This window comes from Enterobacter hormaechei subsp. xiangfangensis, assembly GCF_001729785.1.
GTDB classification, from domain to species: domain Bacteria; phylum Pseudomonadota; class Gammaproteobacteria; order Enterobacterales; family Enterobacteriaceae; genus Enterobacter; species Enterobacter hormaechei_C.
This window is the reverse complement of the sequence record NZ_CP017183.1, coordinates 139054-162000: the sequence shown is the minus strand read 5'-3', so window position 1 is coordinate 162000 and position 22947 is coordinate 139054. Positions and strand designations below refer to the sequence as shown.

Sequence of the window (22947 nt, the reverse complement as noted above, 5' to 3'; positions counted from 1 at the left end):
ATATGCTCAGCTCCACCTCGCTTTATGCGGCAATTGATCTCGGTTCGAATAGTTTTCATATGCTGGTTGTGCGCGAGGTGGCGGGAAGCATACAAACGCTGACGCGCATTAAGCGCAAGGTCCGCCTCGCGGCGGGCCTGAGCAGCGATAATCATCTCTCCCCGGAAGCCATGGAACGTGGCTGGCAGTGTCTGCGTCTGTTTGCAGAACGTTTACAGGATATCCCGCTCAGTCAAATTCGCGTTGTTGCCACGGCGACCCTACGTCTGGCGGTTAACGCTGGCGATTTCATTGCCAGAGCACAGGAAATTCTGGGCTGTCCGGTGCAGGTCATCAGCGGTGAAGAAGAAGCGCGTCTGATTTATCAGGGTGTGGCGCATACGACCGGCGGCGACGATCGTCGTCTGGTGGTCGATATCGGTGGCGCCAGTACCGAACTGGTCACGGGCACAGGCGCGCAGGCGACGTCGCTCTTCAGCCTGTCAATGGGCTGTGTGACCTGGCTGGAACGCTACTTTACCGATCGAAACCTTGCCAAAGAGAATTTTGACGAGGCGGAAAACGCGGCGCGTGCGGTCCTGCGCCCGGTCATGGACGAACTGCGCTATCACGGCTGGAAAGTGTGTGTCGGCGCGTCCGGAACCGTGCAGGCGTTGCAGGAAATCATGATGGCACAGGGGATGGACGAGCGGATCACGCTTGCCAAACTCCAGCAGCTTAAACAGCGCGCCATCCAGTGTGGTCGTCTGGAAGAGCTTGAAATAGAAGGGCTGACGCTTGAACGCGCGCTGGTTTTCCCCAGTGGGCTCGCCATTCTAATCGCCATTTTCACCGAGCTTAATATCCAGTGTATGACCCTGGCAGGCGGTGCGCTGCGTGAAGGTCTGGTCTACGGAATGCTGCACCAGTCGGTCGATCAGGACATCCGTAGCCGTACGCTGCGTAACGTTCAACGCCGCTTTATTGTGGATACCGACCAGGCGCAGAGAGTGAGTCAACTGGCGTCACAGTTTGCCGATCAGGTGAAAAAAAGCTGGGATATTGAACCGTTAAGCCGCGATCTGTTGCTAAGCGCCTGTGCGCTACATGAAATTGGTCTCAGCGTGGAGTACAAGCAGGCACCGCTGCACGCGGCCTGGCTGGTGCGTAATCTCGATTTGCCGGGTTATACGCCCGCCCAGAAGAAGCTGCTGGCCACCCTGCTGCTGAATCAGACTAACGCCGTCGATCTCTCTTCCCTTCACCAGCAGAACGCTGTGCCGCCGCGCGTGGCGGAGCATCTGTGTCGTCTGCTTCGGCTGGCGATCTTGTTTGCCAGTCGGCGTCGAGATGATTTGCTGCCAGCCATTACGCTGGCGGCAGACGAGGAGAAACTGACGCTGACGCTACCGGAAAACTGGCTTGAGGATCATCCCCTTGGGGCGGAACTGATTGAGCAGGAGTACCAGTGGCAGAGCTATGTGCACTGGGCGCTTGATGTGAAGTGACCCTTGAAGCGTGCCGGGTGGCGGCTTCGCCTTACCCGGCCTACAAATAGTTATCCCTTCTCTTTGGCTTTTGCCAGCATCGCGCGAATGTTTGCCACGTTTGCCTGCCCTTTATGCATACGCTCTTCAGCGGTAATGACTTTACGCTCCTGCTCCCAGATAAGATCGTCCTGAGGCAACTCCAGCAGAAAACGGCTCGGCTCCGGGCGCACCAGCTCACCATACTGACGGCGCTCTTTGCACAGCGTAAACGTCAGCTCTTTCTGCGCACGGGTGATCCCAACGTAGGCCAGACGGCGCTCTTCGTCGACGTTATCTTCATCAATGCTGCTCTGGTGCGGCAATAGGCCCTCTTCCATCCCCACCAGATAGACATAAGGGAACTCCAGCCCTTTCGAGGCATGTAACGTCATCAGCTGAACCTGATCGGCCTCTTCTTCGCTTTCCCCGCGCTCCATCATATCGCGCAGCGTGAAGCGGGTGACCACCTGCGTCAGGGTCATGGGCTCGTCAATCTCAGATCCTTCAAGCATTTCGGTCATCCAGCTGAAGAGCTGGTTAACGTTTTTCATGCGCATCTCTGCCGCTTTCGGGCTGGCGGAGGTTTCATACAACCAGGATTCGTAATCAATGCCGTGGATCAGATCGCGTACTGCCGCCACAGGCTCGCGCTCAGCCAGACGCTGCACCTCACCCAGCCAGTGGGTAAAGCGGGTTAAGGCCTCATAGCCGCGCCCGGTCAGGGTCTGGCTCAGCCCCATATCGAAGCTGGCGGTGAACAGGCTTTTGTTGCGGGTCATCGCCCATTCACCCAGCTTTTGTAGCGTCGCAGAGCCAATCTCGCGCTTCGGCGTATTTACAATGCGCAGGAAAGCGCTGTCGTCATCCGGGTTGGTCAGCACGCGCAGATAGGCCAGCAGATCCTTGATTTCCGGACGCGAAAAGAACGACGTACCGCCGGAGATTTTGTAGGGGATGCGGTTCTGCATCAGCATCTTTTCAAAGACGCGCGACTGGTGGTTACCGCGATAGAGGATCGCGTAATCCTTGTATTCAGTTTTGTTGACGAAGTGATGGGCAATCAGCTCGCCGGTTACGCGCTCCGCTTCGTGCTCTTCGTTATTGGCGCTGAGCACTTTCAGCTCGGTCCCGTAACCCAGTTCAGAGAACAGGCGCTTCTCAAAGACGTGCGGGTTGTTGGCAATCAGGATGTTCGCCGCCTTCAGGATACGCCCGGAAGAACGGTAGTTCTGCTCCAGTTTAATCACCTGCAACGCCGGGAAGTCTTTGCTCAGCAGCACCAGGTTTTGCGGACGTGCGCCACGCCAGGAGTAAATCGACTGATCGTCATCGCCTACAACGGTAAAACGCGCGCGCTGTCCTACCAGCAGCTTTACCAGCTCGTACTGGCTGGTGTTGGTATCCTGGTATTCATCCACCAGCAGGTAACGAATTTTGTTCTGCCAGCGCTCGCGCACCTCTTCATTCCGCTGAAGCAGCAGCGTCGGCAGAAGGATCAGATCGTCGAAATCCAGGACGTTACAGGCTTTCATATGCGCGTCGTACAGACCGTAGCAGTGGGCAAAGATGCGGTCGCGCTCGCCTTTGGCACTTGCCGCTGCCTGGGCCGGCGTCATCAGATCGTTTTTCCAGTTCGAGATCGTCGAGATCAGCTGTTGCAACAGCACTTTGTCATCTTCGATCAGCCCTTCCGTTAGCTCTTTAAGCAGCGCCACCTGGTCGGTGTCATCAAAGAGAGAAAAGTTGGACTTCATGCTCAGCGCCGCGTATTCGCGCTTGATAATATCCAGACCCAGCGTGTGGAAGGTGGAGATCATCAGCCCGCGCGCCTCTTTACGGCCCAGCGTCTGGCCGACGCGCTCTTTCATCTCACGCGCCGCTTTGTTGGTAAAGGTGACCGCCGCGATATGGCGCGCCTGGTATCCACAACCCCGAATTAAATGGGCGATTTTGTTGGTGATCACGCGTGTTTTACCGGATCCCGCTCCCGCCAGCACCAGGCAGGGTCCGGTGACGAATTCGACAGCTTGTTGTTGTCCGGGGTTTAAACGCATAAATGATCACTCAATGAAAGTCGGGAGAGGAGGAAAAACGCGTGGTAGTATACCGACCGTAAACTCGTTGACTCAAGGCACGATCATGGCAAAAACAGCAGCAGCACTGCATATCCTTGTTAAAGAAGAGAAACTGGCACAGGATCTGCTCGAACAGATTAAAAACGGCGCCGACTTCGGCAAACTGGCGAAGAAACACTCGATTTGCCCGTCAGGCAAACGCGGTGGTGACTTAGGCGAGTTCCGCCAGGGCCAGATGGTCCCGGCGTTTGATAAAGTGGTTTTCTCCTGCCCGGTGCTGGAGCCAACCGGCCCACTGCATACGCAGTTCGGCTATCACATTATCAAAGTGTTATACCGCAACTAATCAAAAGCCCGGTGCATTGACTCACCGGGCTTTTTTATTTGGCTGTTCCGGCGTTCAGATGCCGTCGCCGTATTCGAAGGTGTGGTGAATACCGTTGAAGTGCTGATCCATATCCATCGACGGCTTATCGCTGTCTGGCTTACCGACGATGCGCGCCGGGACGCCAGCGGCGGTGGTGTGCGGCGGTACAGGCTGGAGCACAACCGACCCCGCGCCAATCTTCGCGCCGCGTCCGACTTCAATATTGCCGAGGATTTTAGCACCCGCGCCAATCATCACCCCTTCACGAATTTTCGGATGGCGATCGCCGCTGGTTTTACCGGTACCGCCCAGCGTAACGGATTGCAGGATCGACACGTCATCTTCGATCACCGCCGTTTCACCGACAACAATGCCGGTGGCGTGGTCGAGCATGATCCCACGGCCAATTTTCGCCGCCGGATGAATATCGACCTGGAAGGTCACGGAAACCTGGTTTTGAAGAAAGATGGCCAGCGCGCGGCGTCCCTCATTCCATAACCAGTGGCCGATGCGGTACGCCTGTAAGGCGTGGAATCCTTTGAGATACAGTAGCGGCGTGGAGTATTTATCCACCGCCGGGTCACGCGTACGCACGGCCTGAATGTCGCAGGCGGCAGAAGCAATCATCTCCGGATCTGCGGCGTAGGCCTCTTCAACCACCTCGCGAATGGCAATAGCAGGCATGATAGGGGAAGCCAGTTTATTGGCGAGCATATAGCTCAGGGCGCTGCCGAGATTTTCGTGCTTAAGTAGCGTCGCGTGATAGAAACTGGCCAGCATGGGCTCACAGTCGGCCAAAGCTCGGGCTTCGGCTTTAATATTATTCCAGACGATATCCAGTTCTTCACACGGCATTGCTTGCTCCAGACGATAGTTAATGACCAGCCAGTTCTGCGCTGGCTGGGTCATTCAGGTGACGATACTTCCCGGCTAATTGCTGCTGCGCTCGTCCTTGCGCGCACGACCTAATAAGGTCAATGCTGCCTCGCGCGCATTTTTTCCGCAATACAATACCTGATAAATTTCCTCGGTTATTGGCATTTCGACACCGAAACGGTGCGCCAATTCGCGAACTTCTTTGGTATTGCGATAGCCTTCAACCACCTGACCAATCTTCTCCTGCGCGCTTTTTACATCGCTGCCCTGTCCGAGCATCATGCCAAAGCGGCGGTTACGCGACTGGTTATCGGTGCAGGTCAGCACCAGGTCGCCCAGCCCAGCCATTCCCATAAAAGTGGCCGGATCGGCACCCAGCGCTTCGCCCAGGCGGGACATTTCGGTCAGACCACGGGTGATCAACGCCGTACGCGCATTCGCGCCGAAACCGATGCCGTCAGACATCCCGGCCCCGATGGCAATGACGTTCTTCACCGCGCCGCCCAGCTGCACGCCGATAAAATCGGGGTTGCTGTACACGCGGAAGCTTTTGCCGCAGTGCAGCAGTTGCTGAAGATCGTCTGAAAATGCCTGGTCGGTGGACGCCAGCGAGATCGCCGTCGGCAAGCCCGCAGCCAGCTCTTTGGCAAAGGTCGGCCCCGAGATCACCGCCAGCGGGATCGCTGTTCCCAGCGCTTCGCGGGCAACGTCCTGCAACAGACGTCCGGTTTCCGCTTCCAGCCCCTTCGTCGCCCACACAATACGCGCATCCGCACGCATCAGCGGCTTAATCTGACGCAGGACTTCGCCAAACACGTGGCTTGGCACCACAATCAGAATATTGCGGCTGGCCGCCAGCGCGGTCGCGAGGTCGCTTTCCAGATAGAGAGAGTCAGGGAACGGAACGTCCGGGAGAAACGCCACGTTGCAGCGGTCGTGTTGCAACGTCGCGATATGTTTTGGATCGTGGCCCCACAGGACCACGTCGTGACCATTTCTTGCCAGCGTGATGGCAAGAGCGGTGCCGTAAGAGCCGGCACCGATCACAGTCATTGACGCATTAACAGTGCTCATCAGGCATCCTGATGTTGTTCGGCACCTTCGCCAGCCTGCTGCTGTAGATAGTTCATGAACAGCGCATCAAAGTTTACTGGCGCGAGGTTCAGTTGCGGGAATGTACCGCGAGAAACCAGGCTGGTGATGCATTCACGCGCATACGGGAACAGGATGTTCGGGCAGTATGCACCCAGGCAATGCGCCATCTGGTTACCTTCGATGCCGCCGATGGAGAAGATACCGCCCTGCTGAACTTCGCACAGGAACGCAGTTTCTTCGCCCAGAGAGGCGGTCACGGTGACACGCAGTACGACTTCATACACATCATCCGCCAGCTGGGTGGATGCGGTATCCAGATCAAGTTTAACCTCTGGCTGCCAGTCTTTCTGGAAAACGTGCGGCGCATTTGGCGCTTCGAAAGAGACATCCTTGGTGTAGATGCGCTGGATCTGGAAAGTCATCTCGGTGTTATTTTGTTCTGACATGGAAAAACCCTTTTTAATTGTCCTAAAGTCTCTAGCTCAGCAGCGGATCGAGTCCACCACGGGCGTCGAGCGCATACAAGTCATCACAGCCGCCAATGTGCTGCGCATCAATAAAAATCTGTGGAACCGTTGTGCGACCACTGCGTTGGATCATCTCTTCGCGTTTAATCGCGTCACCATCGATCGGCAGTTCCTTGAACGTTACGCCTTTGCTGGACAGCAGCGCTTTCGCTCGGTGGCAGAACGGGCACGTTGCTTTGGTGTAGATCTCAATATTGGCCATCACTTAACTCCTTATTTACCGCGCACTAAAGGAAGATTCTCCCCGCTCCAGCCGGAGATGCCTTCTTTCAGCACCGTTACGTTTTCAAAGCCTGCTTTATGCAGTGCGTTGGCAGATTCCTGCGCCTGCATGCCAGTGCCGTCAACAACAATAATCGGCTGGGCTTTATGCTTCTCCAGCTCACCAATGTTGTTCGCTTTAATTTCCGCTGGCAGCAGGTTGATAGCACCTGCAATATGGCCCTTGCGGAAATCGTCGCGCTGACGCAGATCGACAACCACGGCGTCCTCTTTGTTGATCAGACGTGTCGCTTCACCGCGGGTGATCACCTTAATTTTAGACGTCAGTCCCTTAAATGTGGTGAACAGTACAGCGACCAGCAGGCCAATCCACGCGATGCTCAGAACCGGGTGGCGGCTAACGAATTGCATAATTTCTTGCATGGGGGGTAACAACTCCCGACTAAGTGATTAAAAAAACCAGGACAGGAGTATACCTGTGCGCTGTGGCAAATACAGCCAGCGACATAAAGCTAATCTATTTTCTGCGGCATGCCACGTAAAAAAAGCCTCAAAATGGCCTGAGAACAGCCTTGCCCCCGCGCTTTCTTTGATCTTCTGCGGCTATTTTATCGATTCAGCTGTAGTAAAATTACGCAAAATTTTTGTCTCTTGAGCATGAGGTTGTCGCAATGTCGGTTTCTAAAAAACCTATGGTACTGGTGATTCTGGATGGCTATGGCTACCGTGAAGATCAACAGGATAACGCCATTTTCAACGCCAAAACCCCGGTTATGGATGCGCTATGGGCAAAACGTCCCCACACCCTGATTGATGCGTCTGGCCTGGAAGTGGGTCTGCCGGATCGTCAGATGGGCAACTCAGAAGTGGGTCACGTTAACCTGGGTGCGGGCCGTATCGTTTATCAGGACCTGACGCGCCTGGACGTTGAAATCAAAGAACGTACATTCTTTGCCAACCCAACGCTCACCGGAGCGGTTGATAAAGCCGTTGCCGCAGGCAAGGCCGTTCACATTATGGGTCTGCTCTCTGCGGGCGGTGTTCACAGCCACGAAGATCACATCATGGCGATGGTAGAACTGGCCGCTGAGCGCGGTGCGGAAAAAATCTATCTGCACGCCTTCCTGGATGGTCGCGATACGCCGCCACGCAGCGCAAAAGGTTCTCTTGAAACGTTTGAAGACAAATTTGCCGCACTGGGCAAAGGCCGCGTGGCGTCCATCATTGGTCGTTACTATGCCATGGACCGCGACAACCGCTGGGACCGCGTTGAGCAAGCCTATGATCTGCTGACCCTGGCAAAAGGCGAGTTCCAGTTCCCGACCGCCGTTGAAGGCCTGGAAGCGGCTTACGCGCGTGATGAAAACGACGAATTTGTGAAGGCAACCGTGATCCGCGCTGAAGGCCAGGCCGATGCCGCCATGGAAGATGGCGATGCGCTGATCTTCATGAACTTCCGTGCCGATCGCGCGCGCGAAATCACCCGCGCCTTCGTCAACAGCGATTTCGACGGTTTCGCCCGTAAGAAAGTGGCGAAGATTGATTTCATCCAGTTGACCGAATATGCAGCGGATATCAAAGCCCCATGCGCGTATCCACCCGCCTCGCTGGCAAACACCTTCGGCGAGTGGATGGCGAAAAATGACAAAACGCAGCTGCGCATCTCCGAAACTGAGAAGTATGCGCACGTGACATTCTTCTTTAACGGCGGCGTAGAAGAGCCGTTTAAAGGCGAAGACCGCATCCTGATTAACTCACCGAAAGTCGCCACTTACGATCTCCAGCCAGAAATGAGCTCTGCGGAGCTGACCGAAAAACTGGTGGCCGCGATCCAAAGCGGTAAATACGATACCATCATCTGTAACTATCCGAATGGCGATATGGTGGGCCACACCGGCGTGATGGAAGCAGCCGTTAAAGCGGTTGAAGCGCTGGACCACTGCGTTGAGCAGGTTGCGAAAGCGGTTGAATCCGTAGGCGGCCAACTGCTGATTACCGCTGACCACGGTAACGCAGAACAGATGCGTGACCCGGCAACCGGTCAGGCACATACCGCCCATACCAACCTGCCTGTTCCACTGATTTATGTGGGTGATAAATCAGTGAAAGCAGTGGAAGGCGGCAAGCTTTCCGACATCGCGCCAACCATGTTGTCGCTGATGGGTATGGAAATCCCTGAAGAGATGACTGGCAAGCCGCTGTTCATCGTGGAATAATCGCTCCCCATGAGGGGAAAGGCGATTTTTTCAATCACATGGGTCGTGAAGCCGCTTCGGTTATCAGTCAGACCTCTGCTTTGCGCCAGCGCACTCAGCGCTGGCGTATTGCTGTGCGCCGCATCCGCCCATGCGGATGACCGCGATCAGCTTAAATCCATTCAGGCCGATATCGCCGCCAAAGAGCGTGCGGTACGTCAGCAGCAACAGCAGCGCGCCACCCTGCTCGCCCAGCTTAAAAAGCAGGAAGAGGCCATTTCCGCCGCCGCGCGTAAGCTGCGTGAAACACAAAACACCCTTGCCCAGCTCAATAAGCAAATCGATGAAATGAACGCGTCGATTGCGAAACTGGAGCGTCAGCGCGATGCCCAGGAGCGGAACCTTGCTGCACAACTTGATGCTGCTTTCCGTCAGGGTGAACACACAGGCCTTCAGCTGATCCTCAGCGGTGAAGAGAGCCAGCGAGGTCAGCGTTTACAGGCCTATTTCGGCTATCTTAACCAGGCGCGTCAGGAGACCATTGCGCAGCTGAAACAGACGCGCGAAGAAGTCACCACGCAAAAAGCCGAGCTGGAAGAGAAGCAGAGCCAGCAGCAAACGCTGCTCTACGATCAGCAGGCGCAGCAGGAGAAGCTTGAGCAGGCGCGCAATGAGCGTAAGAAGACGCTCGCCGGGCTGGAGTCCTCTATCCAGGCAGGACAAAGCCAGCTGAGCGAAATGCGCGCCAACGAATCCAGACTGCGTAACAGCATTGCCCGGGCAGAAGCCGCGGCCAAAGCGCGCGCCGAAAAAGAAGCGCGCGAAGCGCAGGCGGTGCGTAACAAGCAGCAGGAAGCCTCCCGCAAAGGCACCACCTACAAACCGACTGAAAATGAACGTTCCCTGATGTCCCGTACCGGCGGCCTCGGCTCCCCGCGTGGTCAGGCTTACTGGCCCGTTCGCGGTACGATCCTGCATCGCTATGGCGAACAGTTGCAGGGTGAGCTACGTTGGAAGGGGATCGTTATCGGTGCGTCTGAAGGTAGCGAAGTGAAAGCCATCGCCGATGGCCGCGTGATCCTGGCCGACTGGCTACAGGGTTATGGGCTCGTGGTGGTGGTTGAACACGGTAAAGGCGACATGAGTCTTTACGGCTACAACCAGAGTGCGCTGGTCAGCGTTGGCACTCAGGTGCGCGCGGGTCAACCCATTGCCCTTGTGGGCAGCAGTGGCGGTCAGGGCCGCCCGTCACTCTATTTCGAAATTCGTCGTCAGGGTCAGGCGGTCAATCCACAGCCGTGGTTGGGAAGATAGGTTTTGCTTCAATTTCGTCGAATTGTTTTTTCCGTAGTCAGCGCACTGGCGCTGGCTGCACCGGTTTATGCAGGCAAACTCGCGATTGTGATTGATGACTTCGGTTATCGACCACACTATGAAAATCAGGTGCTGGCGATGCCGTCAGCCATCTCTGTCGCCGTCCTGCCTAATGCGCCTCACGCGCATGAAATGGCGACCAAAGCTCACAATGGCGGCCATCAGGTCCTTATCCATCTGCCGATGGCCCCCCTCAGCAAGCAGCCGCTGGAAAAAGATACCCTGCGCCCGGACATGAGCAGCGACGAGATCGATCGCATCATCCGCGATGCGTACAATAAAGTGCCGTATGCCGTGGGTCTGAATAACCATATGGGCAGCGCGATGACCTCCAGCCTGTACGGTATGCTGAAAGTGATGCAGGCGCTGGAGCGTTACAACCTCTATTTCCTCGACAGCATGACCATCGGCAACAGCCAGGCGATGCGTGCCGCTCAGGGAACGGGCGTGAAAGTCATCAAGCGCAAAGTATTCCTGGATGACTCCCAGAACGAAGCGGATATCCGCGTCCAGTTCAACCGCGCGGTACAGCTGGCGCGCCGTAACGGTTCGGCGATTGCCATTGGGCATCCGCATCCATCTACCGTTCGCGTTTTGCAGCAAATGTTGCCGGGCTTACCCGCCGATATCACGCTGGTGCGTCCGAGCGATCTGCTCAATGAACCTCAGGTGGATACTTCTCGTCCGGGTAGCGCGCAACCACCCGCAACGCGGCCACGTAATCCATTCCGCGGCGTGAAGAACTGCACGCTGAAACAGCCGCCTGAACCGGTCTATGCAACCCGCTTCTTCACGGTGATTGGCGAAAGCATCAGCAGCAGTACGCTGGTTAAATACGTCCAGCAACAGTGGCAGGGTTGGGGAAAAAAAGCCTGATCGGCTAACGCCTATTCTGCCAGATAAGAGTCCGATTGCTCTTTTGCAACGGACTCTTTCTTTTCCCGATTCTGATACCAGGCCTTGAAATACTTCAAAAAACTGTACGCCGTGGCATAAAACCCTGTCACCACACCCACTTTGCCCTGACGCCAGGCACCACTAAACAGATACCATTTGAAAAATGCGCCGATAGCGCTGATCGCTCCGCGACCAAGAGAGGGACGTATCGTCTGATATTGAACCAGGCGAGTGGTATATCCGTTTAATTTATTGAAAAGTTCATGCAGTGAATAAAATGTATCATGTCTGACATAGCCAGGAATACGTTCAGAATGGAGAAAACCTTCGACCTGATCGTCTACTGGCCGGTTATTAAATCGCGACTGCGTACGGTTAAAAAGACGCACCGGATAATCCGGTGATGAGACGGGATAAATCGTTCGGACATTTTCTCCCAGAACAAACCAGTGACGACATATCCGCCACGCCATATCCGGTTCGGGTTCATCGCCCATTTTTAATTTTAAAATAGCATCAACGGTTTCTTGATCGAGTATTTCGTCGCTGTCCATGCACAGCACCCAGTCGTTGTGCGCATGGGATACGGCATGGTTCATCTGCTCGCCGTGCCAGCTATATTTTTTGAATATGGCCGACAATCCATAACTCTGGCAAATATATATCGTTGCGTCTGTACTTCCGGAATCAACTACAACGAATTCATCCGCTATTTTTAAAAGAGGAGGAATAACATCGTGCAACGTTCTTTCGGAGTTAAACGTTAATAAGCAGACCGTTATTTTAAACATTTTCTCACTCTCTCAATAACAACATAAATACTTTCGCTAATAGTATCTAATTGAGAAGAGGCGATTAAAGTCTTAAATCACACTTTTAAAATAAGCGCGTTTAAAACGTTTTCTTATAAAAAGACAAAGAAATACAAAAAATCTATTTTATTTCAACAAATTCTTTATAATGCGGTCAGATGAAGGGTAGCATACGGATTCAGACATGCCGCAAAAACGTAAAATCCTCCTCCTGGACACGGGCAAAGAATGGGGGGGAGGTACCAACAGTATGCTTGAGCTTCTGAAGCGAATCAACCGCGAAAAATTCGACATTACTTGTTGTTTTTACAGTGATTATAGTCGTGCTGAAGGTGAAACGATAGGCCAGGTGCTCAATAGCATTGGGATACCTCTACTCGTTATCCCTCAACGTAAGCAACCGGCATGGGCAAAACTCCTGAAAGAAGCGGGACGTGGTCTGCTGTTTTTCTCGCGTTCGGCGCGCAAAGCATTTACGCGACATATCGATACCCTGTGGCGCATTCGCCCCAACGTCAGCAAGATCGAGACCATTTTCAGGGAAGGTGGATTCGATACGCTGTATATGAACAACCAGCCAGGCTCTAACGAAGAAGGGTATCTGGCGGGCGCAAACCTGCATGCGCGGATAATCCAGCACTGCCGGATTGAACCGGTGCTGACCCCGCCGCTGGTGAAGTTGGTCAATGCCCATGCCACAAAAATCATCGCCGTCTCGCACGGCGTTGAACGCGTGTTGCTTCAGCATGGCGTCCGGCCAGCGCTGTGTACCACGGTCAACAATGCTATCGACATCCACCAGCCTTTGCCTGACCGACGCGCGATGCGCCAGCGCCTGAACATTGATGACGACACGTTTGTGTTCGGCAGCATTGGCTCGCTAATCCCTCGCAAAGCCAACCACCATACGCTGGAGGCGCTGGCACAGTTCAGCCAGAGGCACCCGCAGGCAAAATGGAAGATGGTGCTGGTCGGTGAAGGGGCGGAGCGCGGCGCACTGGCGGCACAGGCTGACGCGCTGGGTATTGCTGAGCACGTCATTTTTACCGGTTTCCAGAACACGCCTTTTGACTATCTCGCCACCTTTGACGCATTTATTCTGGCCTCGAAGAGCGAAGGCCTGCCGCGCGTCGTGCTGGAGGCAATGCTGCTGAATATTCCCGTGATTGGTTCAAAGGTGACCGGCACGGCAGAATTGATCGATCATGAGTCGACCGGCCTGCTGTTTCCCTGGAGCGACGTGTCGCAACTTGCTCAACATCTGGATAATATCTGGCAGGATCCTGCTCTGCGCGCCCGGCTCGCCGCTGCCGCACACCAGAATGTCTGCAACATGTATGCCATTGAAAGCTATGTTAACGGTGTCGAGGCCGTTCTTGGCGCGCAATAACCAAACGAGAAGAACATGTTTAAATTCCTGAATGCTCGCTACCGCCACATTACCGGGCGTCATAACATTCCTTACGCTTCCCTTCCGGTCACGCGCGATCTCGTTGCGGTTGATTCCATTGTGATCCCGTGTACGGGCGCGGATTTCGTCGAAGAGGCGTTATTATCAGCGACCTTTGCAGAGCGTTACGCCACCGACGTCAGCGAGATTGTTATCGTCAGCGATCAGCCTGAATCCGCTTTCGGCGAGCTGCCGCTAAAAACCCGCGTTGTGACCCTCACGCTTCCAAAACGTGAAGAAGACTACCGCTATAAGCAAATCTACCTCAGTCGTCTGGTGAAGCTTAATGCTCCGTTGCAGGCGCGCGGTGAAGGGGTGCTGATGATCGACTCCGATCTCAACCTGCTTAAAATGCCAGAGATCAACATGGCGGATATGCACATCTACTCCAGCTTCCGTCAGGGCAAAATGATTGCCAAGCTGGACGGTGCGCCAGCGGAGAAAGTGCCGGCATATTACAAAGAAACGGTGCGCCCGTATCTGGTCGATCACGTTAACGGCGCGTTTCTTGCGGCCACCAAAAAGACCTGGCGCCGTATCTGCCCGCTGTGGCTGACGCTGTTCCAGGATACCTGGGAGCTGATGGACGATACGCAGCCGCCGACCGATCAGCTGCCGCTCGCTGCGCTGCTGGACATGCTGGATGTAAAAACGGTTAACCTGGGCGACTGGATGAACTGGCCGGTCTCCAAGAAGATCGGCGGTCAGGAAGCCGTTGTGCCGAAAGAGGTGATTGGCGCGCACGGTGGTTTCCCGCTTTCCGAGTGGCAGAAGTATCTGGAATCGCCGGATAACAAACTGCTGTTCAAAGGTCAGGACTACACCCGCAAGGTGCGTTACCTGACGGACGAAGAGAAAAAGAATCAGTAAAATAAGGGGCCGCTGGCCCCTTTTTCATTATTTATCCCAGCTCAGGATCACTTTCCCTGACTGGCCGGAACGCATCGCGTCAAAGCCCTGCTGGAACTCATCGATGGAGAAACGGTGAGTGATAATCGGGGACAGATCCAGACCAGACTGGATCAGCGCGGCCATCTTGTACCAGGTCTCAAACATCTCGCGGCCATAGATGCCCTTAATGAATAGCCCCTTGAAGATGACTTTGTTCCAGTCGATGGACATATCTGACGGCGGAATACCCAGCATCGCGATACGACCACCGTGGTTCATGGTGTCGAGCATGGTGCGGAACGCGGGTGGCGCGCCGGACATCTCCAGACCCACGTCAAAGCCTTCGGTCATGCCCAGCTCTTCCATCACGTCGGTCAGGCTCTCTTTCGAGACATCCACCGCGCGGGTGACGCCCATTTTGCGCGCCAGCGACAGGCGGTATTCGTTCACGTCGGTGATCACCACGTTGCGCGCACCCACATGCTTCGCCACGGCTGCCGCCATAATACCGATGGGGCCTGCGCCGGAGACCAGCACGTCTTCCCCCACCAGGTCGAAGGAGAGCGCCGTATGTACCGCGTTGCCGAACGGGTCGAAGATGGAGGCCAGATCGTCAGAGATATTGTCCGGGATTTTGAACGCGTTAAACGCCGGGATCACCAGGTATTCCGCGAAGCAGCCCGGACGGTTCACGCCCACGCCGACGGTGTTGCGGCACAGGTGGGTACGCCCACCGCGACAGTTGCGGCAGTGACCACAGGTAATGTGGCCTTCACCGGAGACGCGGTCGCCAATGTTGAAGCCTTTCACTTCCTGGCCGATGCCGACTACTTCGCCGACATATTCGTGGCCGACTACCATTGGCACGGGAATAGTTTTTTGCGACCACTGGTCCCAGTTGTAGATGTGAACGTCAGTACCGCAAATGGCGGTTTTACGAATTTTGATCAGCAGATCGTTATGACCGACTTCCGGCTCCGGTACGTCGGTCATCCAAATCCCTTCTTCCGCTTTCAGTTTGGATAACGCTTTCATCACACGTCCTCAGGCAATTACGCCCAGCTGTTTGCCGATGCGGGTAAAGGCTTCCACCGCACGTTCAATTTGTTCAGGCGAGTGCGCCGCAGACATCTGGGTGCGGATACGCGCCTGACCTTTTGGTACCACCGGGAAGAAGAACCCGGTCACGTAAATCCCTTCTTTCTGAAGCTCACGAGCAAATTGCTGTGCGACAACCGCGTCACCCAGCATCACCGGAATGATCGCGTGGTCAGCACCGGCCAGGGTGAACCCTGCTGCGCTCATTTTTTCACGGAACAGGCGGGCGTTAGCCCACAGACGCTCGCGCAGTTCAGCTCCTGATTCCACCATCTCCAGCACTTTAATAGAGGCAGCCACAATCGCCGGCGCCAGGGAGTTGGAGAACAGGTACGGGCGGGAGCGCTGACGCAGCCACTCAACCACCTCTTTACGCGCAGCGGTATAACCGCCAGACGCGCCGCCGAGCGCTTTGCCCAGCGTACCGGTGATGATGTCCACGCGGCCCATTACGTCACAGTATTCGTGGGAGCCGCGGCCGTTTTCGCCGACAAAGCCAACCGCGTGAGAGTCATCCACCATCACCAGCGCGTCGTATTTATCCGCCAGATCGCACACGCCCTTCAGGTTGGCGATCACGCCATCCATGGAGAACACGCCGTCGGTGGCGATCAGCACGTGGCGGGCACCCGCTTCGCGTGCCTCTTTCAGGCGGGCTTCCAGCTCAACCATGTCGTTGTTGGCGTAGCGGAAACGCTTCGCTTTACACAGGCGAACACCGTCGATGATGGAGGCGTGGTTCAGGGCGTCGGAGATAATCGCATCTTCTGCGCCGAGCAGGGTTTCAAACAGACCGCCGTTGGCGTCGAAGCAGGATGAGTACAGAATCGCGTCTTCCATTCCGAGGAAGTTCGCCAGCTTTTGCTCAAGCTGCTTGTGGCTGTCCTGGGTACCGCAGATAAAGCGAACGGAGGCCATACCGAAACCGTGGGTGTCCATGCCGCTTTTCGCCGCGGCAATCAGCTCAGGGTGATTCGCAAGACCTAAGTAGTTGTTCGCGCAAAAGTTGATCACATGGCTGCCGTCGGCAACGGTGATGTCCGCCTGCTGGGCAGACGTGATAATACGCTCTTCTTTGAACAACCCTTCCGCACGTGCGGTCTCGAGGTCGCTGTTTAACTGTTTGTAAAAATCACCACGCATTGCAATTCTCCAGACTCGGCAAATTTTGGCACATATTACCCAAACCAATAGTTCATGACGAGATGACGCAGTATCTCTTCTCGTTTTTGCAGCATAAATCACGCGTACCCCTGCTGCATATCGGTGAATGGCTGAAGCCTGAGCATTGTGATGATATGATAAAGAGATTAGCGTTCGGGATATTCCCCGACTCATACTTCAAAGGTTACAGTTATGATCATCGTTACTGGCGGCGCGGGCTTTATCGGCAGCAATATTGTTAAGGCCCTCAATGACAAAGGCATCACCGACATTCTGGTGGTGGACAACCTGAAAGACGGCACCAAGTTCGTGAACCTGGTGGATCTGAACATCGCTGACTACATGGATAAAGAAGACTTCCTTATCCAGATTATGGCGGGTGAAGAGTTCGGCGAGATCGAAGCCATCTTCCACGAAGGTGCATGCTCCTCCACCACCGAGTGGGACGGCAAGTACATGATGGATAACAACTATCAGTACTCCAAAGAGCTCCTGCACTACTGCCTGGAGCGTGAAATTCCGTTCCTGTACGCCTCTTCCGCGGCAACCTACGGTGGTCGCACTTCAGATTTCATCGAATCCCGCGAATATGAGCAGCCGCTGAACGTCTACGGTTACTCCAAATTCCTGTTTGATGAGTACGTGCGTCAGATCCTGCCTGAAGCGAACTCGCAAATTGTCGGCTTCCGCTACTTCAACGTCTACGGGCCGCGCGAAGGCCACAAAGGCAGCATGGCGAGCGTGGCGTTCCACCTGAACACCCAGTTAAATAACGGCGAAAGCCCGAAACTGTTCGAAGGCAGCGACGGCTTCAAGCGTGACTTCGTCTACGTGGGCGACGTGGCGGCAGTGAACCTGTGGTTCCTGGAAAATGGCGTGTCCGGCATTTTCAACCTGGGCACCGGCCGCGCGGAATCCTTCCAGGCGGTGGCAGACGCGACGCTGGCGTACCATAAGAAAGGCAGCATCGAGTACATTCCATTCCCGGATAAGCTGAAAGGCCGCTACCAGGCATTCACTCAGGCGGATCTGACTAACCTGCGCGCCGCAGGCTACGACAAGCCGTTCAAGACCGTTGCCGAAGGCGTAACGGAATATATGGCCTGGCTGAACCGCGACGCATAAGTATGAAAATTCTGGTGATCGGCCCGTCATGGGTGGGCGACATGATGATGTCGCAAAGTCTCTATCGCACGCTCAAGGCGCGTTATCCCCAGGCGATAATCGACGTGATGGCACCCGCATGGTGCCGTCCGCTGTTATCGCGTATGCCGGAAGTGAACGAGGCGATCCCGATGCCGCTCGGCCACGGGGCGCTGGAAATCGGTGAACGCCGCAAACTCGGCCACAGCCTGCGCGAGAAACGCTATGACCGCGCCTACGTGCTACCTAACTCCTTCAAATCTGCCCTTGTGCCCTTCTTTGCGGGCATCCCGCATCGTACCGGCTGGCGCGGTGAAATGCGCTACGGCCTGCTGAACGATGCTCGTGTGCTGGATAAAGAGGCCTGGCCGCTGATGGTCGAGCGCTACGTGGCGCTGGCCTACGACAAAGGCGTGATGCGCAGCGCGAAAGATCTGCCGCAGCCGCTGCTGTGGCCGCAGCTCCAGGTAAGCGATGGGGAGAAATCCCACACCTGTAACGCATTTGGCATTTCGTCCGAACGCCCGATGATTGGGTTCTGCCCTGGCGCGGAGTTTGGTCCGGCAAAACGCTGGCCGCACTATCACTATGCAGAGCTGGCGAAACAGCTTATCGATGAAGGCTATCAGATTGTGCTGTTTGGCTCGGCGAAAGATCATGAGGCGGGCAATGAAATTCTCGCCACGCTCAGTACCGAGCAACAGGCCTGGTGCCGAAACCTGGCCGGGGAAACGCAGCTCGAGCAGGCGGTTATTTTGATTGCCGCCTGTAAAGCCGTGGTGACGAACGACTCCGGTTTAATGCACGTCGCCGCCGCGCTGGATCGTCCCCTGGTTGCGCTGTATGGCCCAAGCAGCCCGGACTTCACGCCGCCGCTGTCGCACAAGGCGCGCGTGATCCGTTTAATCACCGGCTACCACAAGGTGCGTAAAGGCGATGCCGCAGAAGGCTATCATCAGAGCCTGATCGACATCACGCCGCAGCGCGTCCTTGAAGAACTCAACGCATTGCTGTTGAGCGAAGAAGGATAACGGATGCGGGTATTGATCGTTAAAACCTCCTCAATGGGTGATGTTCTGCATACGCTGCCGTCGCTGACGGACGCCATGCGGGCCATTCCCGGCATCCGTTTTGACTGGGTGGTGGAAGAAGGCTTCGCGCAGATCCCCACCTGGCATGAAGCGGTTGATCGCGTGATCCCGGTGGCCATTCGCCGCTGGCGCAAAGCGTGGTTCTCCGCACCGATTAAAGCCGAACGCAAAGCCTTCCGCGAAGCGGTGCAGGCCCGGCGTTACGACGCGATCGTCGACGCCCAGGGGCTGGTGAAAAGCGCCGCGCTGGTCACGCGTCTGGCGCACGGCGTAAAGCACGGCATGGACTGGCAAACCGCCCGCGAACCGCTGGCGAGCCTGTTCTATAACCGTCGACACCATATTGCGAAACAACAGCACGCCGTGGAGCGCACCCGCGAGCTGTTCGCGAAAAGCCTGGGCTATGCAAAACCTGAAGCCCAGGGTGACTACGCTATTGCACAGCATTTTTTGCGCGAGACGGAGGAGCATGCCGAGCCGTATCTGGTGTTCCTGCATGCCACAACGCGCGACGATAAGCACTGGCCGGAAACGCACTGGCGAAGGCTGATTGAACTAATGCAACCTTGCGGTATCCATATTAAACTCCCGTGGGGCGCTGAACATGAGCGTCAGCGTGCGGAGCGTCTGGCAGCCGGTTTTTCCCATGTCGAGGTGTTACCCAAACTCACGCTGGCGCAAGTTGCCGCACAGCTGGCGGGCGCAAACGCCGTCGTTTCTGTGGATACAGGGTTAAGCCATTTAACCGCCGCACTGGATCGACCTAATATCACGATTTTCGGCCCGACCGATCCGGGGTTGATCGGGGGTTACGGTAAAAACCAGCATCAGATGGTCAGCCCTACGCAACAAACGAAGGATATTAGCGCAGATGCTATTTTTTCATTTTTACAGGGCAGCCATCGGCTTTCCAACAGGGATATTTAACCCATGAGTTATGTATTTCTGCTGATTTTACTCTTTCCGGTGAAACTCATCCGGAAGCTGTTTCGAAAGGACACGGGCAAGAACCTTGTCATTCAAACAGCCAAAATCGGTGACTTTATTAATGCGACGCCTCTTCTGGCCTGGCTGCAAAAAAGCGATGTGTTGATCAGTCGCAGCGTTGGCGCGCTGGCGAAGCATGATGAGACTATCGAGCAGATCTATTTTATTGAGCAGCATAAGCGCAACCTGTGGCGTAAACTGTGCTTCGCGTGCAGGATCATGAACCGCTACGACAACGTCTACCTGCTACAGCCCAACAGCGTGAACCTCTTTTTTGCCGCCGTCTGCAATGCCAAAAACAAACAATTTTTAAGCATTTACACGCGCAGGTGGTATCACGGGATTTTCTATCTCGCGGCCGACGGTACCGTTGAGCATGGCAAAAAAACGCTTTCGGTGACGAACTACCTGAAACTGGCCGACCGCTCGCTCACATGGCAAGACTCTCCCAAGCACGCCACAAAGCCGCTCTTCAAGCCGACGACCTGGCCGGCTATTCTTGATAAACCTGACGTTATCCGCATCGGCATCAGTATTGCGGCAGGCAATAAAGCCAAAACCGTCCCTCCGGTTATCTGGAAGCGGATTGTTGATCAACTCGCTGATTTACCCTGCGAGTTTTATGTCTTCGGCGCGCCAAACGAACAGTCGTGGATGGATGATATCACCCGCCTTTACGGTGAAATCCCTAATTTTATTAATCTTATTGGCAAAATTTCGCTAGAAGAGCTTCCCTGGGCCATTTCAAAGATGGACTGCTATATCGCGTCTGACTCGGGGAATGTCTATATCGCAGACGCCGTCGGCGTGCCGGTGGTCCTGCTGTTTGGACCGTGTTGTCATTACGAACAGCGTCCGCTTGGCAATGTGATGCTGATCGGGAATGACGACAACATTTGTTCTTATGTGTTTGAAACGCGCTATTACTTCCCGCAAGAACGGGAAGCGCTATTCTCTGTCACTGACTCCGCGTTACACGATCTTCAGCAGTTTGTCCGTACATTACCCAAAGCCCGCTCACTGGCTAGCGCTACCGACGCTCAAGGAAACTAATTTTTATGGCTTTTTTAAGCGTCATTATTGCTGCGCATAACGCTGAAGCTACGCTGCACGCCACGCTTTCAAGCCTGCTGGCAGCAATCGGTCAGGACACTGAAGTCATTATTTTCAATGACAGTTCTGAGGATGCCACGCAGGCAATAATTGAAGAGTGGTCGCCGAAATTTCCTCAGATCATCACGCGCACCGTGAACTTTCGTAACGTAGGCCGGGTACGAAACAGCGCTGTCGCGCTGGCATCGGGAGAGTATATTACGATGCTCGACAGTGACGATTGCTTAAAGCCGGGCAGCCTCGGGGACGCAATAGCCTTCCTGAAAGCGCAACGTCCGGATATGTTACTGACACGTTTGCTTGAGATTCGCGATCCCCGGAAAATGACTTCAGACTGGCAGGGATTTAATCCTGTGCCATTGCCACGAAATGAAGCAGTCGCTCGTTTCTTACGCCATAAAGACTTTCAGGCACATCTCATTGGCCAGTTTATTCATCGTAGCCTGTACGAGAGTAACCCTATTCCTCCGATGTTATGTTATGAGGATTTCGCTGTCTTCCCTGGAATGCTGATGCAATCGAACAAAATAGTCTATCAACGCCAGGGGCATTATTATTACATCAAGCGTCGCGACAGTTTGTCGAGCACTCTGGACGCCAGCAAAATTTCAACGCTTGTCGAATGCACGTTACAGATGGAAAGAACATTTCCGTCAAGCTACAAGCATCTCGTCAATTGCCACTGGTTTGATATTTACAGCAACCATCGGTCCTGTCTTACAGACCAACAATTGCAGCTCGTGAAACAACGCGTAAAGGCCATGTATACATTGTCTTTTTTCCTCTCCACCGATGTTCGTTTTAGCTATAAAAAAAGGGTTATTGAGGCATTATGGAAAAAATAAAACCACGGCTCTATCAACTGACGATCGCTTTGAGCCTCATCTCTTTGATACTGGCTTTAGTCAGTTCAGGGAAGCAAAGAGAGTTTTTCTATATTGCTATTTACGTCAGTATTATTGGCCTGGCTTTCGAATATAAAAAAATCACTCTGAGACCTTTTACTATAGCGCTGCCCATTCTGCTGATTGGATTACTTAACCTCGGCTGGTATTTACTCTATGAGTATCATAACGAGGGACTCAACCTTTACAGCGACTATCTCGGTGCCAGCAAAAAATTAATTTTAGCGAGTGTCCTGATTTTCTATATTGACCGCTTTAAGTTTTATATCGATAAGGACACCTTCAGGAAATTTTTCTTCTTCGCAACGGCCTTAGGATTTGTGCTCGCCACAGGGTATGGCTTGTGGCAGGCCTCACAAGGTATGACTCGCGTTGAGATGGCAATTAACCGTGCCACCGTTTCAGCCTATGTTTATTCTGTCCTGTCACTGGCTTTCGTATACAGTCTTTACCTTCAACAGAACGTGAAGCTGTATGTTGTTGCGGGCTTCACTATATTAATCTCTTACTTCGTCATACTGTTGACGGGGACCCGTGCTGCGATGGGTTTATATCTGCTTCTGGCAATTGTGCTCACGCTTTATCATTTCAGAAAGATTCATCTTAAATCAGCCCTCATCTTTCTATGCATTGTTGCAGGCGTTGTAATCGTGAGCTACAAGCCATTGATTTCGCCGAAAATAAAACAAACCCAACATGAGGTTGAACGTTATCAACAAGGTTTTGACCGCACGTCATTGGGCGCACGTTTTTCGATGTGGACTGTCGGGATCGAGAATGGTCTTGCGCATCCGTTAGGGCAATCGCTGGAACAGCGTGAAGCGTGGACGCGGCAGTATATTAAAGACGGACATCCACACCTTGGCAGTGCACTCGAATACATCAAAGTCCATCTGCATAATGAATTTATTGAGAAATACTCTTTGCAGGGGATCCCCGGCGTAGCGGTAATACTCTTTTTCTTCGTTTCGATGATTGCGTATGCCCTACGAAACAGAAACGCGCTGCTGCTAACGTCAATGCTTCTTTTGCTTTTGTATGGACTGACGGATGTCATACTGCTCAGTTCAGAAGCCTTAATCTTCTTTATGATTTTGTTTGCGTTAAGTACACCTTTCTCACAAACAAAGCAGCAATAACAAATATGCCCGCCTGGC

Annotated in this window: 22 protein-coding genes; 13 read left to right on the top strand and 9 right to left on the bottom strand. The window is 54.3% G+C overall.

Translation table 11 applies throughout. The annotated features are described in order from the left end of the window. The first annotated feature begins 2 nt into the window (after positions 1–2). Positions 3–1487, top strand: a complete 1485-nt coding sequence (gppA, locus tag BFV63_RS00790) for a guanosine-5'-triphosphate,3'-diphosphate diphosphatase (RefSeq protein WP_032661064.1) — start codon at positions 3–5, stop codon at positions 1485–1487. A gap of 50 nt (positions 1488–1537) precedes the next feature. Here the strand turns inward: gppA and rep are convergent, their stop codons facing one another. Next, positions 1538–3562 carry a DNA helicase Rep gene (rep, locus tag BFV63_RS00785; protein ID WP_048241564.1) on the bottom strand — a complete coding sequence of 675 codons (2025 nt, stop codon included), beginning with the start codon at positions 3560–3562 and terminating at the stop codon, positions 1538–1540. An 85-nt stretch (positions 3563–3647) separates the two neighbouring features. On the opposite strand from rep, the gene ppiC reads away from it, so the two are divergent. Then, a complete protein-coding gene (gene ppiC, locus BFV63_RS00780; protein WP_006812396.1) occupies positions 3648–3929 on the top strand; it encodes a peptidylprolyl isomerase PpiC in 282 nt (93 codons plus the stop codon). Positions 3930–3983: 54 nt separating this feature from the next. On the opposite strand, the gene cysE is transcribed toward ppiC, so the two are convergent. The 5 genes from cysE to BFV63_RS00755 all read right to left on the bottom strand — a co-directional run bounded on the left by cysE (position 3984) and on the right by BFV63_RS00755 (position 7093). Further along, positions 3984–4805, bottom strand: coding sequence for a serine O-acetyltransferase (gene cysE / locus BFV63_RS00775; RefSeq protein WP_022646641.1), 822 nt, complete (start codon positions 4803–4805; stop codon positions 3984–3986). Positions 4806–4880: 75 nt separating this feature from the next. Beyond that, positions 4881–5900 (bottom strand): NAD(P)H-dependent glycerol-3-phosphate dehydrogenase, encoded by a 1020-nt coding sequence (gpsA, locus tag BFV63_RS00770; protein ID WP_006812398.1) that lies wholly within the window; start codon positions 5898–5900, stop codon positions 4881–4883. Then, on the bottom strand, positions 5900–6367 hold the full coding sequence (gene secB / locus BFV63_RS00765; protein WP_003860835.1) for a protein-export chaperone SecB: 468 nt from the start codon (positions 6365–6367) through the stop codon (positions 5900–5902). Before secB ends, gpsA begins: the two co-directional genes overlap by 1 nt. A gap of 31 nt (positions 6368–6398) precedes the next feature. Continuing rightward, complete coding sequence (gene grxC / locus BFV63_RS00760; protein WP_003860837.1) at positions 6399–6650, bottom strand: glutaredoxin 3; 252 nt, start codon at positions 6648–6650, stop codon at positions 6399–6401. An 11-nt stretch (positions 6651–6661) separates the two neighbouring features. Further along, positions 6662–7093, bottom strand: coding sequence for a rhodanese-like domain-containing protein (locus tag BFV63_RS00755; protein ID WP_003860840.1), 432 nt, complete (start codon positions 7091–7093; stop codon positions 6662–6664). 248 nt (positions 7094–7341) lie between these two features. Here BFV63_RS00755 and gpmM point away from each other — a divergent pair, with 248 nt between their 5' ends. From gpmM to BFV63_RS00740, 3 genes are read left to right on the top strand one after another with little or no spacing between them, the layout of a single operon-like run. Next, positions 7342–8886, top strand: coding sequence for a 2,3-bisphosphoglycerate-independent phosphoglycerate mutase (gpmM, locus tag BFV63_RS00750; protein ID WP_048241566.1), 1545 nt, complete (start codon positions 7342–7344; stop codon positions 8884–8886). A 33-nt stretch (positions 8887–8919) separates the two neighbouring features. Next, complete coding sequence (gene envC / locus BFV63_RS00745; RefSeq protein ID WP_026094345.1) at positions 8920–10179, top strand: murein hydrolase activator EnvC; 1260 nt, start codon at positions 8920–8922, stop codon at positions 10177–10179. Between the two features lie 3 nt (positions 10180–10182). Then, on the top strand, positions 10183–11115 hold the full coding sequence (locus BFV63_RS00740) for a divergent polysaccharide deacetylase family protein (RefSeq protein ID WP_032634365.1): 933 nt from the start codon (positions 10183–10185) through the stop codon (positions 11113–11115). An 11-nt stretch (positions 11116–11126) separates the two neighbouring features. Here the strand turns inward: BFV63_RS00740 and BFV63_RS00735 are convergent, their stop codons facing one another. Continuing rightward, positions 11127–11927, bottom strand: a complete 801-nt coding sequence (locus tag BFV63_RS00735; protein WP_023323978.1) for a glycosyltransferase family 2 protein — start codon at positions 11925–11927, stop codon at positions 11127–11129. A gap of 205 nt (positions 11928–12132) precedes the next feature. On the opposite strand from BFV63_RS00735, the gene BFV63_RS00730 reads away from it, so the two are divergent. Further along, positions 12133–13338 (top strand): glycosyltransferase, encoded by a 1206-nt coding sequence (locus tag BFV63_RS00730; RefSeq protein ID WP_045350346.1) that lies wholly within the window; start codon positions 12133–12135, stop codon positions 13336–13338. Between the two features lie 15 nt (positions 13339–13353). Beyond that, positions 13354–14268, top strand: coding sequence for a hypothetical protein (locus BFV63_RS00725; protein WP_045350347.1), 915 nt, complete (start codon positions 13354–13356; stop codon positions 14266–14268). Between the two features lie 27 nt (positions 14269–14295). Here BFV63_RS00725 and tdh read toward each other — a convergent pair whose 3' ends face one another. Both tdh and kbl read right to left on the bottom strand, forming a co-directional pair. Next, a complete protein-coding gene (gene tdh / locus BFV63_RS00720) occupies positions 14296–15324 on the bottom strand; it encodes an L-threonine 3-dehydrogenase (RefSeq protein WP_017383610.1) in 1029 nt (342 codons plus the stop codon). 9 nt (positions 15325–15333) lie between these two features. Then, on the bottom strand, positions 15334–16530 hold the full coding sequence (gene kbl / locus BFV63_RS00715) for a glycine C-acetyltransferase (protein ID WP_045346016.1): 1197 nt from the start codon (positions 16528–16530) through the stop codon (positions 15334–15336). Between the two features lie 213 nt (positions 16531–16743). Between kbl and rfaD the strand changes: the two genes are divergently transcribed. From rfaD to BFV63_RS00685, 6 genes are read left to right on the top strand one after another with little or no spacing between them, the layout of a single operon-like run. Next, positions 16744–17676, top strand: a complete 933-nt coding sequence (rfaD, locus tag BFV63_RS00710; RefSeq protein ID WP_003860858.1) for an ADP-glyceromanno-heptose 6-epimerase — start codon at positions 16744–16746, stop codon at positions 17674–17676. 2 nt (positions 17677–17678) lie between these two features. Next, positions 17679–18725: an ADP-heptose--LPS heptosyltransferase RfaF gene (rfaF, locus tag BFV63_RS00705; RefSeq protein WP_003860863.1), complete on the top strand. Its 1047-nt coding sequence runs from the start codon at positions 17679–17681 to the stop codon at positions 18723–18725. Positions 18726–18728: 3 nt separating this feature from the next. Then, entirely contained in the window at positions 18729–19712 is a 984-nt protein-coding gene (rfaC, locus tag BFV63_RS00700) for a lipopolysaccharide heptosyltransferase RfaC (protein WP_022646632.1), read from the top strand. Positions 19713–19715: 3 nt separating this feature from the next. After that, positions 19716–20825 (top strand): glycosyltransferase family 9 protein, encoded by a 1110-nt coding sequence (locus tag BFV63_RS00695; protein ID WP_022650153.1) that lies wholly within the window; start codon positions 19716–19718, stop codon positions 20823–20825. 5 nt (positions 20826–20830) lie between these two features. Beyond that, complete coding sequence (locus BFV63_RS00690) at positions 20831–21730, top strand: glycosyltransferase family 2 protein (protein ID WP_022650152.1); 900 nt, start codon at positions 20831–20833, stop codon at positions 21728–21730. Beyond that, positions 21718–22929 carry an O-antigen ligase family protein gene (locus BFV63_RS00685; protein ID WP_048241568.1) on the top strand — a complete coding sequence of 404 codons (1212 nt, stop codon included), beginning with the start codon at positions 21718–21720 and terminating at the stop codon, positions 22927–22929. Before BFV63_RS00690 ends, BFV63_RS00685 begins: the two co-directional genes overlap by 13 nt. The last annotated feature ends 18 nt before the right edge of the window (positions 22930–22947 follow it).